Below are 15595 nucleotides of genomic sequence, written 5' to 3' on the forward strand. Positions count from 1 at the left end.
AGTAACAATGTGTGCACGCACCGCACCGAAGGCGTTCAGAAGCGGCCGTTCCGCCGCCTCGATTCAGCCAAGTCGCCCATGAGAACGGTCAGTTCGCCTCAGCGTGCGGAGCCCGCCTTCCACTGATCCCACGGCATGTTCCAGCCGTTGAGGCCGTTGTCGGGGGCGATCGTCCGGTCGTCGGAGTTGCGCACCACGACCACGTCACCGATGAGGGAGTTGTCGTAGAACCAGGCGGCGTCCTGCTGGGAGTCGTTGCCGCCCTTGGCGTCGTTGAGGCCCACACAGCCGTGGCTGAGGTTGGAGTGCCCGAACGCCGAGTCGGGGGCCCAGTAGTTGCCGTGGACGAACGTGCCCGAGGTGGACAGGCGCATGGCGTGCGGGACGTCGGGGATGTCGTACTGACCGGCGTAGCCCACCGTGGCTCCGTTCATCCGGGTGCTGATCAGCTTCTCGGAAATCACCATCTGGCCGTTCCAGGTGGTCGAGTCGGGGGCGCCCGCCGTGATGGGCAGCGTCTTCAGGGTCTTGCCGTCGCGGACGACCGCCATCCGGTGCGTGGAGGCGTCCACGGTGGAGACCTGACCGCGACCGACGGTGAAGCGGACGGTCCTGTCCTGTTCGCCATAGGCGCCCTTGGCGCCCTTCACCCCGTCGAGACGGATCTTGACGGTGATGGTGGAGCGGGCCTTCCAGTACTGCCGCGGACGGAAGTCGAGGCGCTGCGCGCCGAACCAGTGGCCGACGACGGCCTGTCCGCTGCTGGAGCTGACCTCGATGGCCGACTCGACCGACTTCTTGTCGGTGATCGCCTTGTCGAAGGTGAACGAGACCGGCATCCCCACACCGACCGTGGATCCGTTGTCCGGGGTGAACGCGCCGGTGAAGCGGTCGGTCTCGGCGACGGTCGTGAAGGCGATCTTCTTCGTCTCCTTGCGTCCCTCGGCGCCCGCGGCCACCACGGTCAGCCGGTAGGCGGTGCCGTGGTCGAGGACGGCATCCGGTGCCCAGGTCCTGCCGTCCGAGGACACGGCGCCGGGTACGACCCCGCCGTTCGCCGTGGCCAGGGACACTTTGGTGATCTTCCCGGCCTCGACCGTGACACGGCCACCGCGCCGGACGGAGACGTGCTGCTGTCCGTCGGTCGCGTTCAGTCGTATATGCGGTGCGCTCGCCGCTCGGGCCGCGGCGGTGGACGCCTTCGTACGGTCGCTCTCGTCGCCTGGCCCGGTGCTGCAGCCGGCCAGAAGGCAGGCCGCGACGGACAGGGCGACAAGGGCGACGGCCGGGCGGGTGCGGTGCATGGGATCTCCGTCGTTCGCGTCGGGTGGTGTCTGCCACCGAGTCAGGTGGTGTCTGCCACCGAGTCGCGGGAAGTCGGCCCCGGGGAGAAGCGGCGCGGTGTCGACGCGGCCCGGCGTGACGCCGGCGCCGAAGCGCCCAGGGGCATGGACCCAGCCTGGATCGCGGATATCAGGAAGTTGTCAGAGTGCGGATCCCGGCGGCAGCGGACGAGGTCTGTCCGACAGCAGCGGACGGGGCCTGTCCGGCGTGCCCGCTCGGCAAGGCCCGCACTGTTCCCTCAACTGCCCCTTAAATTCTCATGCGTTCGGCCTGCGCCACCCCATACGATCCTCCCGCCGCCCGTACACCAGTGCGTATCCAGGTGCCGTGTGCGGGCATCCAAACGGGAGGGATCACTTGACCATGTCCTTCGGCGCGCGCTCGCGCGTCGTCCTCGCTTCTCTGGGAACCCTCGGCCTGTCACTGGCCGCCGCCGTGTCGCCCGCGAGCGCGGCCGACGCAACGCCCACCACACCCACCCAGCTCTTCAACGGCTACCGGAACTGCTCGACCGACGCGGACCGGCCCACCTACCTCTGGGCCCGCAACGGCCTCGACGTCGAGGGCATCCCCGGGACCACCGACACCACCGGCAACTCCCCGGTCAGCGTGCGGTATCAGGTGTGGCCGGTCACCGACCCGACGCAGACCACGACGGTCACCCGTACCTACGCCACCCCCGGGTTCGAGGCCGTCGCGAACCTGCCCGCCGACGCGCTCACCGACGGGCAGAGCTACGCGTGGCGGGCGCAGACGGTGGCCGGGACCGCGGCCTCGGACTGGTCCGCCCCCTGCTACGTCACGATCGACAACACCCGTCCGGCGAGCACGCCCACCATCTCCTCGCCGAACTACCCGCCGGACGTGTGGAACCAGGGCGGCGAGCCGGTCACGTTCACGCTGAACGCCAACGGCGCCGACGATGTCACCGGGTTCGAGTACTCCTGGCAGCAGGACCTCCCGGTCATCGGCACCAACATCGGCGACCACGGCATCCCGCAGCCCGAAGACCCCTACTCGGACCCCAGATACTTCACGCGCGCCGACGCCCTCGGCGGTTCGGCCACGCTCAGCCTGGTCCCGCCGAGCGGCGCAGGTCCGATGACCCTGTGGGTCCGAAGCCTGGACCGCGCCTTCAACGGGTCCGCGATCACCAGCTACTCGTTCCGCGTCGGCTCCACGGCGCCCACCGTCACCCCGGCCGTCGCGTCGCCCGAGTACGGCAAGCCGACCACGTTCACGCTCCGGCCCGACGCCGCGCTCCAGTCGAAGAGCCCGGTCGTCAGTTACTCCGTGCAGACCATCGGCGGTCAGGGCGGCGACAAGACCATCGACGTCGCGGCGGCGGCCGACGGCACGGCGAAGATCAAGCTCGCGCTGGACGGCATCTACGGCGAGCATCTCCGGGTGACCAGCAAGAGCGCGAACGGCTGGGTCACCGACGCGGCATCGTGGGGCATCAGCTACGACACCACTCCCACCGTCGCTTCGGACGTCTACCCCGAGAACGGTTCCGGCGGCGGTGTGGGCGTCCCGGGCACCTTCACGTTCACGCCGAAGGTGAAGGGCGTCGCGAGCTACACGTACTCCTTCGACGGGGACCCGGAGGTCACGGTCCCCGCGGGCGCCCACCACACCGCGAGCGTCGACTGGACCCCGGCCTCGGACGGCTACCACTACCTCACGGTGTACGCCACGACCCGCTCCGGCATCCAACTGGCTGCCTACGACTACTACTTCACGGTGGACTGAACCCTGGACCCAGCCGGGCGGACACGACCCCGAGAGCGCGGCGTCACGTGCCCTCGGGGTCGTCGCCGGTCGGAGGCGGCCGACCGCCCGCCGCCGTCGTCGCCGTCGCCGTCGCCGTCGTCAAGCAGTGGACGCCGGTGCTCGACCTGCGGCTCGCGCTCGGGGCCCCGCTCGCCGGAGCCCTCGTCGGACTGCTCGCGGGCCTCTACCCCTCACTGCGCGCCGCCCGCATGGAACCGGTCGACGCGCTGCGCGCACCGTCGTAGCGGTACGCGCCGAGACACCGACCGCCTCGGCGGCGGTGGACGTGGACCGTGAAGCCCGTGTCAGCGGGGGAGGAGTTGCTGGCCGCCGTCGATGTCGTACGTCGCGCCGGTCAGCGCGCCGTTGCACATGATGTGTACGGCGAGAGCGGCGACGTCGGCCGGGCCGACCACCCGTCGGATGGGAAGCGTGGTCCGCAGTTCCTCGCGCCGGGCGTCGATCTCGTCCCCCAGCAGCGAGGCCGACAGGGGGGTGTCGACGAATCCGGCGGCGATGAGATTCACCCGGACCGGCGCCATTTCGAGCGCCAGGTTGGCGACGAGGGCGGGCAGAGCCGCGGTGGCGGCCGATGCGATGACCAGGCCGACACCGGGGCGTCGGCCGCCGGTGCCGCCGATGAACAGCAGGGTGCCGCCGGCCCTGATCCTGTCACGGCTGTAGAGGGCGACCCCGAGGGTCATGCCGATGCGCTCGTCGAAGGCGCGGCGGGCGGCGGCGAGGTCCATGCTCTCCAACGGCATGTAGTAGGGGCCGCCGGCGGTGACCAGCACATGGTCGACCGGGCCGGGCAGATCCTGGAAGAACTCCTGGAGGCGGTCGGTGTCGGTGGCGTCGAACGCGGCCGTGCCCACGGGGTCCAGCTCCAGCGCGGCCTGCCGCAGCCGTTCGGGGTTGCGGCCGACCAGGACCACCCCGCCGCCCTCCGCACGTACCTGGCGGGCGGTCTCGAGTCCGATTCCCGTGCTGGCGCCGATGACCACGACCGTCCGGCCGGCCAGGTCATGGCCGTGGCCGTGGTCGGGTTCGCTGCCCGTCATCTCCGCCTCCGGGTATCAGCCCTGTTCTCCCGTCATGGGCACGTGCTGTCAGCGGCCGGGGGCCCGCTTCCTCACTTCCTGGAGCACCCAGCCGTTGCCGTCCGGGTCGCTGAAGGTGGCGTAGGAGCCGTAGTCGGCGCGGTCGGGGTGCGGGCCGGGCACCCGTTCCGTCTCGCCGCCCTGGTGGGTGACCCCCTGGGCGTCGTGGCCGTGCTGGAAGATCCCTCCGGCGTCGTGGAACACCTCGCTCATCTCGACGCCTCGGCCGCTGAGCTCCGCGTGGGCCTTCTCGATGTCCGGGACGATGAGGTACAGGCCCCGGACCGAGCCGGGCTCGGCGGAGGTCACTCCCTTGCCGAAGATGATGGCGCATTCGGAGCCGGGCGGCGTGAACTGCACCACCCTGTAGTCGTCATCGGCGGCGTGGTCGGCGTCCATCCGGAATCCCGCCGCCTCGTAGAAGCTCCTGGCCCGGTCGACGTCGGAGACGGGCAACACGATGACTTCGAGTTTCAGGTCCATGCGGATGTCTTTCTTCTCGACGTCGACGCATCGCCCACTCCGATGTGCGGAAGCGATGATCCCGCGCACGGTGGGTCTCCCGCAGGGGGCGGACATATGCCCTTCATTCACAACCTACCGGCTCGTACGACCCCTCGCGCGGCGTCGCTCACGGCGTCACGAAAGGCAGGACGACGTTCGCTACGCGACTCGCCAGCCGGGTTCGAGGCGGTCGAGGAGGGCATGGAAGGCCGCGTCGGCCTCGTCCCAGTCGCCGCCGGCCAGGGGTGCGACGAGCAGGCCGAAGGCCGAGTCGACCAGAAGGACGGCCTCCGTGCGGGCTCGCGCCTCCGGCAGGCCCATGTCCCGGAAGACGGAGGTGAGCCGGTCCGTCCACTCGGTGAGTACGTCGCGCATGACGGGCCCGTACCGGTCGGGGTGAAACAGGCTCGCGGTCAGGATCTCGACGTAGAGGGGAAACGCGGCGCGCAGGTAGGGGTCGCCGAACTGCTGCCAGACGTCCTCCAAGAAGCCGCGGAGCCACTCCGGGCCCCTGGAGCCGTCGACGGCGTCGAGCAGGCTCCGGGCACGCAGGAGCGGTCGTCGCTCGTCCAGGGCGAGTGCCTCGGCGACCATGCGTTCCTTGGTGCCGAAGTAGTACAGGAGCATGCGGTCGCTGGTGCCCAGGGCCCGGGCCAGCGGGCGGAGGGACAGGTCCGCGAGGCCGTTGCGGATCATGTACTCGCGGACCTGGTCCAGCAGGTCGCGCCGTTTGGCCGGGTCGGGCGGGCGCGGCATGGGGGCTCCCAAGTGTGGTCGGGGTTGCCGGTCGGGACCGGCATGTCCATTTCGTTTGCCTTCGCTGGGGTATTTACTGTAGCGCCCGCTACACGTATATTTGAATGTAGCGAGTGCTACGTGAATGAATGCGGGACCTGGCACGCACGGCCCGGTCACCGGCGGACCTCCGCCGCCGCGGCAACCATGGCCGCCGACGGTCCAGAAGGGACTGATTCTCCATGGCCTTCCAGGCCATCGGCCTCACCGTGACCTCCCGCGGGGGATTCGTTGCCCGGCTGTACCGCCGCCGACAGGAAGAGCCGGGGCACAAGGCCGCACCCAGCTCGTGGATCACCCGGCACCAGGCTCTCTGGTCGCGTGTACTGGCCCCAGTACGGCCCCTTGACGCCCCGCGCGGCCGCGCCACCGACCGGGACGCGTCCTGGCCCCTGCCGCGCGACCTGACCTCGGCCCGCCGGGCCCGACGTCTGGTGACCGCACAGCTCGACGACTGGGGTCTGCGGGACCTGACCGACACGGCCGAGCTCCTGGTCAGCGAACTGGTCACCAACGCCCTGTGCCACACGCGCGGCCCGCTGCGGCTCAACCTGCAGGCGCGCGACTCCCGGCTGCGGTGCGAGGTCGAGGACACCGACCCCACCGGGCCCGTCCGGCGCGTCGTCGACGCCGACGCGGAGGGCGGACGTGGCATCGACCTGCTCGATCTGCTCGCCGAGGCCTGGGGCAGCACCCTTACGGCGACCGGCAAGACCATGTGGTTCCAACTGCCGGCGAAGGCATCCTCGCCGGAGGCGTCACCCGCCTTCGACTGAGCCGGTGCGGGCACTGGGCACTGGTCTCCGGGACCGATGGGATTCGGCTTGATCCGTTACGCTGACCGCCGCTGACCTCAGGGGGAGACATGTTCGGCAAGCGACTGATAGTGGCCGCGGCGACCGCGGTTCTCATAGCGGGGCTGGGCGCCTGCGGCGGTGGGGGCGGTACAGGCGGCGAGGACCCGGGAGCCGTGACCGACGTCGGCCGAAGCGATACGGGCACCGTCCGGCAGGCCGCGCCGAGCCCTGACACCGTCTCCGGGCTCAGGGACTCGGTCCGCCACCTCGCCAAGAAGACCACCAGGGCCACCCGCCCGCACCTGGTCAAGAAGTGCACGTCCGCCACCAGGCGGGTCAGGCACACGGAACGCACGGGCACGGGCACCCGCAGGACGACCCGCACCTGGTACACGACGGAGCGGTACCGGACCTGCAAGAAGGTCCGCAGCGGCACCGAGACGTACACACGAACCGTCCGGTCGCAACGGTGGTGCGTGAGCCTGGACAACGTCGACGGCGACACCGCCAAGGACGACGTCTGGTACCAGGTCGCCCGGGCCACCTACGACGAAGCCCGCGGCGCGGACGAGCACACCCGCATGGAGTTCACCCCGACCGCCACCGGTTGCTGAACGGAGGTCGACTCCATCAACAACACCGACGGGAGGGCGGGATGATGGTCGGCATGCGCATCCGTATCGACGCCGTGGACCTGCCCGGCCGCACCTGTCCGGCCCCCGCCGACCGCGGCGTGCCGACGTACGGCAACATCCACGTCGCCGTACAACGCCGGGACCGTCCGGCCGAGCTCCTCGAACCGCAGCCCGGTGACGCCGCGTCCGCGACCTGGACCCTGGAGTGCACCGCGGTCACCTCGTCGGCCGGCACGGAGGTCAAAGGGCCTTACGTGCAGGACCGTCTGGGCCGCCGGTTCGTCTACCTGTCGTGGGGCACGGTCGACGAGTCGGGCGTCTTCAGCATGTTCCGCCGCGCCAAGCTCATGCTCGACGTCATCCCCGCCGAGGTCCTCGCCGCCGCCGCGCACACGGGCCTTCTGGTCGGACGCCTCGGTCTGACCGACGCGTACGGCAACCCCCTGTGCGCGCGGGTCGAACCCCCGCACATCACCTGGACCGCCGAACCCGCCTCGTAGACGGCCGGGATGCGGGCCTCGGCCTCGTTCTCACCCACGCTCCGACCTGTCCTACGGATAGACCACATCTGCCGGAGTCCGGGTGGTCCCGGGCGAAGTGGTCCCGGACGGCGCGTTCCCGGACGGCGTGGTGGCGAGCGAAGGAGTGGCGTGCGGAGGGGGGACGTGCGAAGGAGTGGCCTGCGGGGTGTTGGCCGCCCGCACGATGACGTAGAGGGCCAGGGCGAAAACCAGCAGAGTGAGCCACCGCCACCGCGTCCAGGATGCGGCCATGTCCCGCCTTCTCTCTTCCGCCCGTTCACCGGTGCGCCGAGGCGAATCGATGGAGGGAAGAGTAAGCCAGCGTCACCCTCCGTCGTGGTTGCGCTCGCCGCGCCGACCCCGATCACTGTGCGTGAACTCATGCTCGAACCCGTACCCGCGGTCGTCCTCGGCCTCGTCCTCGGCGCGGCGGCGTTCGTAACGTGACCGCGTGACCACCAGTCCGGCCGCGTACAGGCCGAGGACGGCGGCGAGCAGCGGGTAGTAGAAGGCGGGCAGCGCGGTCATGCCCAGCGGCGGGCCCAGCGGGGAGAGCGGCAGCGCGAGGCCGACGGCGGTGAGGGCGGCCGCGCCCCAGCCGACGGGGCCCGGTTCGCGACGCCCCTCGGCGCCCCGGCGGCCGATCCGCAGCAGAAGCATCACGAGGGCCTGGGTGAGCAGGTTCTCGGTGAACCAGCCTGAGTGGAACACGGACTCGTCGTTCGCCGCCCCGGGCCCGTGCACGGCGAGCGCGAGGACGCCGAAGGTCGCGAGGTCGGCGACGGCGTTCAGCAGGCCGAAGCCGGTGATGAAGCCCAGCAGGTCGCGCGAGCGCAGCACGGTGGGGCGCTTCAGGGCGCCCGGGGCGGGGCGGTCGTGGGCGAAGGCGAGCTGCGCCGCGTCGAAGCACATGTTCTGCACGAGGACCTGCGTCGGCAGCATCGGCAGGAAGGGCAGCAGGATGCCGGCCGCGAGCATCGCGATCACGTTGCCAAGGTTGGAGGAGAGGGTGACCCGCAGATAGGCGGCGATGTTGGCGCTGGAGTAGCGGCCCGCGGTGATCGCGTGGGAGATCGCGGTGAGGTCCTTGTCGGCGAGGACCACGTCGGCGCTCTCCCGGGCCAGGTCCGTGGCGTCGCGCGGGCAGATCCCGACGTCCGCGGCGTGCAGCGCGGGCAGGTCGTTGATCCCGTCGCCGAGGTGGCCGGTGACATGTCCGCGGCTGCGCAGTGCGAGGGTGATGCGCGCCTTGTGCTCGGGCGTCAGGCGGGCGAAGACGGTGGTGCGGTCGGCGAGTTCGCCGAGCTGGGTGTCCGTGAGACCGTCGAGGTCGGCGGCGGTGCGTACCTCCCCGGGGTCGAGGCCCAGGTCACGGCAGGCGCGGGCGGCCGTGCCGGGGTGGTCCCCGGTCAGTACGCGTACGGCGACGCCCCGGTCGGCGAGCACGCGCAGCGCGTCCGCGGCGCTCGGCACCAGCGCGTCGCGCAGCGTGACGAACCCCTCGAAGGTCAGCCCGCGTTCGTCGGCCGGGGTGTAGTCGCGGTGGCGGGCGGGGCGGACGGCGGTGGCGACCGCCAGGACGCGCAGCCCGTCGGCCGCCGACTCGTGGGCGCGGGCGAGCAGCCGGGCGCGCTCCCGCGGTTGCAGCGCGCAGCGCTCCAGTACGGCTTCGACGGCGCCCTTGACCAGGAGGGTGTGGGAGCCGAGGGCGCCGGGGGTGCGTACGACGGCGGTGGCGAGTCGGCGTACGGGATCGAAGGGCAGTGCGGCGACCCCGTCGTACGCCAGCAGGTCGTCCTCGTCGGCGGCGTCCAGGAGCGCCTCGTCGAGGGCGTCGGGTGCGGGCAGGTCGGCGAGTTGCAGCGTCCACCAGGCGGCCGCGGCCGCCCGCCGCAGCACCTCGGGCGCGTCCTTCCCGTTCGCGTCCAGCGCGCGGTCGACGACCGGCCGGTCCTGGGTGAGGGTGCCGGTCTTGTCCACGCAGAGCACGTCGACGGCACCGAGGTCGTGCAGCGCGGGCAGCCGCTTCACGATCACTCCGTGCCTGCGGGCCAGCAGCGACGCCCCGCGGGCCAGGCAGGTCGTGGTGATGACCGGCAGCATCTCCGGGGTCATCCCGACCGCCACCGCGACGGCGAACGGCAGCGTCTCCAGGCCACGCCCGCGCAGGGCCGCGCCCGCCATGAGGACCAGCGGCGGGGTGAGCAGCGTGAACCGGACGAGGATCCAGGAGATGCCGTGCACGGACCGGTCGAAGGCGCTCGCCGCCCGCCGCCCCAGGTCCCGGTGGCTCGCCGCGAACCGTGTGCGCGCGCCGGTCGCCACGACCAGGGCGGTGCCGCTGCCGGAGGCGACACCGCTGCCCTGGAAGCACAGTTGTGGCTGTTCGAACTGCTGACCCGCGCCGGCGCCCGGCGCGTCGACGGGGTACTTGGCGACCGCCGCCGACTCGCCGGTGAGCGCGGCCTGGTAGACGGTCAGCCCACTGGCCCGCAGCAGTCGTACGTCGGCGGGGACCAGGTCGCCCGGACCGAGCCGGATCACATCCCCCGGCACCAGTTGGTCGACCGGGAGGTCCCGGTCCGTGGGCATCGCGTCCGCGTCGGTCCTGCGCAGCACGGTGGCGGTGCCGGCGACCAGTTCGCGCAGCGCCGTGATCGAACGGTCCGCCCGGTGCTCACCGGACGACCGCAGCACACAACTGACCACCACCAGTACGGTGATCACGCTCGCGGTGCCCCAGGAGGCCACGAGCGCCGAGACCAGGCCCAGGCAGAGCAGTACGGCGGTGAACGGATCCCGCAGACTGCGCAGGAACCGCCACGCCCAGGGCACGGGCCGCCGGGCGGGCAGGGTGTTCTCCCCGAACCGGGCGAGGCGTTCCTCGGCCTGCGTCTCCGTCAGCCCCCGCGGACCGCTGTCCAGCCGCCGGAGCAGCTGGAGCGCGGTCGGGTCGCCGAGTCCCCCGCCCGAAGCGGGTGGGACGACCCGGGGTTTCCCCGCCGCCGGGCCGTCCGCGGAAGCGGGGCACTCGGTGCCCCCTCCCGCGGTCGTGGACGTCTCAGCCACCGATCCCGCGCAGCGTGCGTACCGGTGCCGATGCCTCCTCGGCCCGGGCGGCCAGCTGTCCGACCATCACGCGCACCACGGTCACGACGTCGGCATCGTCGACGTAGTAGACCTGCCGGCGGCCCTCGCGGCGGGAGCGGACGAGGCCCGCGAGCTTCAGCTTCGACAGGTGCTGGCTGACGGCGGGCAGGGCCCCGCCCACGCGCTCCGCGAGGTGGGTCACGTCGCTCTCCCCCTGTGCGAGGGCCCACATGATGTGCAGTCGGGGCGAGGAGGCCAGCAGTCCGAACGCGGCGGCCGCGTCCGCCAGCACCTCGGCGGGCGGATCCTCGAAGCCACCGACGTCTGCCGTCACAGTCTTTCTCCCGTCCCGCCCCGGGCATCCGTGCCCACGTTCGCGCCGACCCAGTTTAGGCGTGGGTCACCAGGGCGCCGCCGTCGAATCCGCCGCTCCCGTCGTCGAACCTGCCGCTCTCGCCGTCGAACCGGCTGCTCCCGTCGTCCGGCCGGCTACTCGGGCAGGTGGCTTCGCAGGTAGGGCAGCAGACCCCGCTCCAGCAGAGCCTGCCGCCATCTCTCCCGGGCCCGGTCCACATCGGTTCCACCAGCGGACTTCCGACCGTCGGACGTGCTCTCGCGTCGGCGCAGGGCCGTGCGCAACAGGGCCCACAGACCGATGCTCACGGTCACCGCCGCGGTGAGTGCGAGCACCCAGCCCGCCGTGATCACCGACGCGGCGAAACGGGGAGCCGCCTCGATGAGACGCAGTCCGTACCCCATCAGCAGGAGCACCGCCGACGCGGCGGCCGCCACCAGGGGGGTGAGCACGGCGAGAACGGGCCACAGCTCACCGTCGGCGGCCTCACGGGCGTCCCGGGTCTCGAGGGCGGCGAGGTAGTCGCGGTACTCGTCACCGACGGCGGTCGCGATCTCCTCCGTGGCTTCCAGCGCCAGGTCCCGCAGCCGTCTCGCGGCCCTTCCGGTGGGGTCGCGGAGCAGTGCGGAACGGATGTCGGTGACGTCGAGCGCGCACTGCAGCACTCGTTCGAATTCCACTCGATCCTCCTGCCGGAGGCCGGGCGCGTAGGTCACACCGTCTCCTTACAAGGCTCGAGCCAGTGATCGGTCGAGGGACCGGAACACGGGGTGGCCGGCGTGCCAGTGTGGTGATTCCCGGATTGCGCGGCCTCCAAAGGTTGTGAGCACCGGCTCAGGGTGCCGAGTCCTTGGTGCCGGTGGCCGCTCGGTAGGCCTGGCTGGGGGTCATGGCGACGCCGTTGAGTTCGACGGTCCTGTAGGGGCTGACCTTGGCGCAGGTCTTGGACTCGTCGGCGGTCTCGGCATGGGCGTCGGCGGTGGCGGCCTTGGTGTCGGCCGGGGCGGTGGCGGGGTAGGCGGTGCCGCTCGTCCAGTCGGTCCCGATGACCAGGGTCAGGCCGGTGCCGGCGGCGCCGCTCTGGTCGAGATGGGAGGAGGGCAGCCCCAGGGCTTTGGCGGCGGTCTGGGCCTCGGCCTTGTGCCCGCTGCCGTAGGTGAGGGTGGTCCTGGACGTGGTGCCGGCGGCGTTGCCCGTGGTCGTGCCGGAGCTGAAGCCCTTGTCGATCAGGGCGGTGGCGACGGCGGAGGCCCGGCCGGCGACGGTGGTGCCGTTCTCCACGGTCAGCACGATCCGCGCGGCGGGGATCGCCGAGGCGGTGGCCGTGGGCGTGGCTTTGGCCGTCGCGGAGGCCGCGGTCGTCTTCTCGCCGGACGCGCTGGTCAGGGACCGGTCGTCCGCGATGGTGGCGAACAGGCTCTGGGCGGTGGCGGCGGGCACGAGCCGGTTGCTGTCGCCCGGGTCCGGCGCCGTCTGCATGGTGGTGAAGGTGATGCGCTTCGCCGGGACCTTGTCCACGTCGGCGGCGAGCCCGATCAGCTTCCTGACGCTGCCCAGGCCGGTGTCGACGGTGAGGGCCTTGGTGGCGGCGTCGGCCAGGTGGTACACGGCGGTGGGGTCGGTGAGGGTCCCGGCGCTCTTGAACTTGCGGATCATCGAGCTGAGGAAGATGTGCTGGGAGTAGGTGCGTCCCAGGTCGCTGCCGTCGCCGAAGCCGTGCCGGGAGCGGACGAACTCCAGGGCGGCGACCCCCTTGAGGGTGTGCGTGCCCTCGGCGAGCTTCAGGTGCGAGTAGGTGTCGTAGACGTCCTTGTCGACACAGGCGGACACCCCGCCCACCGCGTCGGACATCTTCACCACGCCGGAGAAGTCGAGCTTGACGAAGTGGTCGATGGGGATGCCGGTGAGCCGGTGGACGGTGGCCACCTGGCAGGCGGGCCCGTACTCCAGGGCGCTGTTGACCATGCCGGTGTAGCCCTTGGTGGACATGCCGGTCTCGGTGTCCTTGCAGGCGGGGACGGTGGTCATGGTGTCGCGGGGGATGCTCATCACGGTGGCGTTGGAGCGGTCGGCGGATATGTGCATCACCATCTCCACGTCCGCGTTGGACCCGGACTGCACACCGGTCTTCGAACAGCCGCCGCCGAGCTTGCAGTCGCTCGCGTCGGTACGGCCGTCACTGCCCATCACCAGCAGGTTGATCGGGGTCCTGCCGAAGGCGTCGGGCTTCTCCTTGCCGGCGCTGTCGCTGCCCGTGCCGTCGGTCAACGGGACGCTGTGGAGGTTGCCGTTCAGATGCTCGTAGAACCACCACCCCACGCCCGAGGTGGCCAGCACCAGCACCGACAGCGATATCGCGGCCGTCCGCAGTATCCGCCCGCCCCGGCGTGCGGGCCGGGCCCGGCGCCCGCCGGCACCGGCCTTGGGCCGCGCACGAGACCCCGTCCGGGAGGGCGCGGAACGGGCGGCCCCGGAACCGGAGGTCACGGAACCGGAGGTGTGGCGCTGCCGGGGCACCCCGCGTGCGTGGATGCGTGTGGCGTTTCCGGCGGGGCCGTCCCCAGGGTCAGTCATGTTCGCACTCCCACGAAACGGTCGGGCCGTTCAGGCATACGTCAGGCGTTGCGGGGACGCCTCACTTGCATGGTTGCGCAATATAACAACCCGGCCCGAGACCCGGCGCGGCTCCCGCCCACCACCTCTTGAGAGGGCTCCGGACGCGCGGGCGTTCCGACATCCTGAGTCGCCGTTCGCCGCAGTGGTCCCACTCATGACCCAGAAGTGGTGAAGTCGTGGTGAGCCGTGGGGCCGAGGCCCGCTATGTTCGGTGCGATCATCCGAGATTCGGAGCGGGCGTGCAGAAGACAGATGAACGGGCCGTGGGGGCGGACGTACCGTCCACGGAAGCGGAAGCGGAGGCGGCTGTCGCGGTCCCCGCGGCAAAGACGAGTGCCACCGGCACCCGGCGCGACTGGCCCCGCCACTGGCCCCTTCTGCTCGGAGCGTGCGCCCTGTCCGGGCCGGTGCTCTACGTCCTCAGCCGGTGGATGGACCAGCCGGCCATGCAGGCCTGGCGGACCGTCTGCCTCGCCGTCACCGTGCAGGCGCTGCCGTTCCTGCTGCTCGGCACGGCGCTGTCCGGCGCGATCAACGCGTTCGTACCGGCCCGGGTGTTCACCCGGGTGCTGCCCCGGCGGCCCGTGCTCGCCGTCCCGGTCGCCGGAGTCGCCGGAGTCGTCCTGCCCGGCTGCGAATGCGCGTCGGTACCGGTGGCGAGCAGCCTGATCGGCCGGGGTGTCACCCCGGCCGCCGCGTTCGCGTTCCTGCTCTCGGCGCCCGCCATCAACCCGGTCGTGCTGACCGCCACCGCCATCGCCTTCCCCGGCCACCCCGAGATGGTGCTGGCCCGGCTCCTCGCCTCGCTCGCCACCGCCGCGGTGATGGGCTGGCTGTGGCTCTTCCTGGGCCGCGAGAAGTGGCTCAAGCCTGCCGTACGGCACACCGGACACCAGCCCGAGCAGAGCCGCCTGCGGGAGTTCCGGCGCGGTTTCCAGCACGACTTCCTGCACGCGGGCGGCTTCCTGGTCCTCGGGGCCATGGCGGCGGCCACGTTCAACGTGGCGGTCCCGCGCACCGTGCTCGACGCGTTCTCCGGCTCGCCCTGGCTGTCGGTGCTGTTCCTGGCGGCACTCGCCGTCCTGCTCGCGGTGTGCTCCGAGGCCGACGCGTTCGTCGCGGCCTCGCTCACCGGCTTCTCGCCCGTCGCCCGGCTGACGTTCATGGTCGTCGGGCCGATGGTCGACCTGAAACTGATCGCCCTTCAGGCAGGCACCTTCGGCCGGGCCTTCGCGGTCCGTTTCTCCACGGCCACGACGGTCGTCGCGATCCTGTGCAGCGCGCTCATCGGAGGAGTCCTGCTGTGAGACGCCCCTTCCAGGTGACCCTGCTCGTCCTCAGCGGCCTCGGCCTGCTGCACGCCTCGCTCTTCACCGACCTGAGCCTCAGGTTCGTCAAGGAGGGGATGCGTCCGATGCTGGTCGCGTCGGGGGTGCTGCTGCTCGTGCTGGGCGTGGCGGAGGCGTGGTCGAACCAGCAGCCGGACAGCGGCGAAGCCGCCGACGGCCACGGTCACGGAGACGGTCACGGACACGACCACTCCACCGTGCCGCGCATCGCATGGCTGCTGTTCCTCCCCGCGGTGAGTCTGCTCTTCTACGCCCCGCCGGCCCTCGGCGCGTACACCGCCGCGCGCGAGGCGCCCAAGGCCGTCACCGAGCAGCGGTACTTCGAGCCGCTGCCCGCGACCTCGCCCGTCCCGCTGACGCTCACCCAGTTCACCAGCCGGGTGCAGCAGGACCACAAGCGGGACCTCAGGGACCGCAGCATCCGGATGACCGGTTTCGTCACACCTGACAAGGGGGGCGACGGCTGGTACCTGACCCGGATCATCTTCACCTGCTGTGCGGCGGACGCCCAGTCCGTCAAGGTACGGATCCACGGGGCGGCGGCCCTGCCCGCCGACACCTGGGTGACCGTCACGGGAACGTGGCACCCCGGCGGGACGCTGGGCACGAGTTCCGCCCCGGCCGCGCTCGACGCCCGTACCGTCAAGAAGGTCGCCAAGCCGGTGAACGCCTACACGGACGCCCTTCCGTTGTTCTAGGCCGACCGTCGTTCCAGG

16 protein-coding genes are annotated in these 15595 nt (G+C 71.5%); 7 read left to right on the top strand and 9 right to left on the bottom strand.

Features of this window, described 5'->3' with window-relative positions:
• Nucleotides 1–98: 98 nt before the first annotated feature.
• The gene (locus OG568_RS25205) at nt 99–1304 is read right to left on the bottom strand and encodes a L,D-transpeptidase (RefSeq protein ID WP_329533211.1); all 1206 of its coding nucleotides are present in this window, start codon (nt 1302–1304) and stop codon (nt 99–101) included.
• 403 nt (nt 1305–1707) lie between these two features.
• Between OG568_RS25205 and OG568_RS25210 the strand changes: the two genes are divergently transcribed.
• Both OG568_RS25210 and OG568_RS25215 read left to right on the top strand, forming a co-directional pair.
• Nucleotides 1708–3096, top strand: coding sequence for a hypothetical protein (locus tag OG568_RS25210; protein ID WP_329533212.1), 1389 nt, complete (start codon nt 1708–1710; stop codon nt 3094–3096).
• Between the two features lie 47 nt (nt 3097–3143).
• Nucleotides 3144–3362, top strand: coding sequence for an ABC transporter permease (locus OG568_RS25215; RefSeq protein WP_329533213.1), 219 nt, complete (start codon nt 3144–3146; stop codon nt 3360–3362).
• A gap of 60 nt (nt 3363–3422) precedes the next feature.
• On the opposite strand, the gene OG568_RS25220 is transcribed toward OG568_RS25215, so the two are convergent.
• From OG568_RS25220 to OG568_RS25230, 3 genes are all read right to left on the bottom strand, one after another.
• Complete coding sequence (locus tag OG568_RS25220) at nt 3423–4178, bottom strand: SDR family oxidoreductase (protein ID WP_329533214.1); 756 nt, start codon at nt 4176–4178, stop codon at nt 3423–3425.
• Nucleotides 4179–4226: 48 nt separating this feature from the next.
• On the bottom strand, nt 4227–4700 hold the full coding sequence (locus OG568_RS25225) for a VOC family protein (RefSeq protein WP_329533215.1): 474 nt from the start codon (nt 4698–4700) through the stop codon (nt 4227–4229).
• A 180-nt stretch (nt 4701–4880) separates the two neighbouring features.
• Nucleotides 4881–5477 (bottom strand): TetR/AcrR family transcriptional regulator, encoded by a 597-nt coding sequence (locus OG568_RS25230; RefSeq protein ID WP_329533216.1) that lies wholly within the window; start codon nt 5475–5477, stop codon nt 4881–4883.
• 221 nt (nt 5478–5698) lie between these two features.
• Here OG568_RS25230 and OG568_RS25235 point away from each other — a divergent pair, with 221 nt between their 5' ends.
• The 3 genes from OG568_RS25235 to OG568_RS25245 all read left to right on the top strand — a co-directional run bounded on the left by OG568_RS25235 (nt 5699) and on the right by OG568_RS25245 (nt 7448).
• Nucleotides 5699–6292: an ATP-binding protein gene (locus tag OG568_RS25235; protein ID WP_329533217.1), complete on the top strand. Its 594-nt coding sequence runs from the start codon at nt 5699–5701 to the stop codon at nt 6290–6292.
• An 89-nt stretch (nt 6293–6381) separates the two neighbouring features.
• Nucleotides 6382–6927 carry a hypothetical protein gene (locus tag OG568_RS25240; protein WP_266432231.1) on the top strand — a complete coding sequence of 182 codons (546 nt, stop codon included), beginning with the start codon at nt 6382–6384 and terminating at the stop codon, nt 6925–6927.
• 53 nt (nt 6928–6980) lie between these two features.
• The gene (locus tag OG568_RS25245) at nt 6981–7448 is read left to right on the top strand and encodes a DUF5990 family protein (RefSeq protein WP_329533218.1); all 468 of its coding nucleotides are present in this window, start codon (nt 6981–6983) and stop codon (nt 7446–7448) included.
• Between the two features lie 51 nt (nt 7449–7499).
• On the opposite strand, the gene OG568_RS25250 is transcribed toward OG568_RS25245, so the two are convergent.
• From OG568_RS25250 to OG568_RS25270, 5 genes are all read right to left on the bottom strand, one after another.
• Nucleotides 7500–7721: a hypothetical protein gene (locus OG568_RS25250; protein ID WP_329533219.1), complete on the bottom strand. Its 222-nt coding sequence runs from the start codon at nt 7719–7721 to the stop codon at nt 7500–7502.
• 72 nt (nt 7722–7793) lie between these two features.
• Complete coding sequence (mgtA, locus tag OG568_RS25255) at nt 7794–10538, bottom strand: magnesium-translocating P-type ATPase (protein WP_329533220.1); 2745 nt, start codon at nt 10536–10538, stop codon at nt 7794–7796.
• Entirely contained in the window at nt 10531–10893 is a 363-nt protein-coding gene (locus tag OG568_RS25260) for an ArsR/SmtB family transcription factor (protein WP_329366149.1), read from the bottom strand. Before OG568_RS25260 ends, mgtA begins: the two co-directional genes overlap by 8 nt.
• A gap of 155 nt (nt 10894–11048) precedes the next feature.
• Entirely contained in the window at nt 11049–11594 is a 546-nt protein-coding gene (locus tag OG568_RS25265; RefSeq protein ID WP_329533221.1) for a hypothetical protein, read from the bottom strand.
• Nucleotides 11595–11748: 154 nt separating this feature from the next.
• Complete coding sequence (locus OG568_RS25270; RefSeq protein ID WP_329533222.1) at nt 11749–13488, bottom strand: LCP family protein; 1740 nt, start codon at nt 13486–13488, stop codon at nt 11749–11751.
• Nucleotides 13489–13769: 281 nt separating this feature from the next.
• Here OG568_RS25270 and OG568_RS25275 point away from each other — a divergent pair, with 281 nt between their 5' ends.
• Together OG568_RS25275 and OG568_RS25280 are read left to right on the top strand one after the other, a co-directional pair.
• Nucleotides 13770–14837 (top strand): permease, encoded by a 1068-nt coding sequence (locus OG568_RS25275; RefSeq protein ID WP_329533223.1) that lies wholly within the window; start codon nt 13770–13772, stop codon nt 14835–14837.
• Complete coding sequence (locus tag OG568_RS25280) at nt 14834–15577, top strand: TIGR03943 family putative permease subunit (RefSeq protein ID WP_329533224.1); 744 nt, start codon at nt 14834–14836, stop codon at nt 15575–15577. The genes OG568_RS25275 and OG568_RS25280 overlap by 4 nt, the downstream gene beginning before the upstream one ends.
• The last annotated feature ends 18 nt before the right edge of the window (nt 15578–15595 follow it).

Source organism: Streptomyces sp. NBC_01450 (assembly GCF_036227505.1).
Lineage (GTDB): Bacteria > Actinomycetota > Actinomycetes > Streptomycetales > Streptomycetaceae > Streptomyces.

Coding starts and splice junctions, on each gene's coding strand:
- OG568_RS25270 (WP_329533222.1), bottom strand. CDS start 13,488: ATGACTGACCCTGGGGACGGCCCCGCCGGAAACGCCACACGCATCCAC.
- OG568_RS25210 (WP_329533212.1), top strand. CDS start 1,708: ATGTCCTTCGGCGCGCGCTCGCGCGTCGTCCTCGCTTCTCTGGGAACC.
- OG568_RS25245 (WP_329533218.1), top strand. CDS start 6,981: ATGCGCATCCGTATCGACGCCGTGGACCTGCCCGGCCGCACCTGTCCG.
- OG568_RS25220 (WP_329533214.1), bottom strand. CDS start 4,178: ATGACGGGCAGCGAACCCGACCACGGCCACGGCCATGACCTGGCCGGC.
- OG568_RS25250 (WP_329533219.1), bottom strand. CDS start 7,721: ATGGCCGCATCCTGGACGCGGTGGCGGTGGCTCACTCTGCTGGTTTTC.
- OG568_RS25240 (WP_266432231.1), top strand. CDS start 6,382: ATGTTCGGCAAGCGACTGATAGTGGCCGCGGCGACCGCGGTTCTCATA.
- OG568_RS25205 (WP_329533211.1), bottom strand. CDS start 1,304: ATGCACCGCACCCGCCCGGCCGTCGCCCTTGTCGCCCTGTCCGTCGCG.
- OG568_RS25225 (WP_329533215.1), bottom strand. CDS start 4,700: ATGGACCTGAAACTCGAAGTCATCGTGTTGCCCGTCTCCGACGTCGAC.
- OG568_RS25235 (WP_329533217.1), top strand. CDS start 5,699: ATGGCCTTCCAGGCCATCGGCCTCACCGTGACCTCCCGCGGGGGATTC.
- OG568_RS25230 (WP_329533216.1), bottom strand. CDS start 5,477: ATGCCGCGCCCGCCCGACCCGGCCAAACGGCGCGACCTGCTGGACCAG.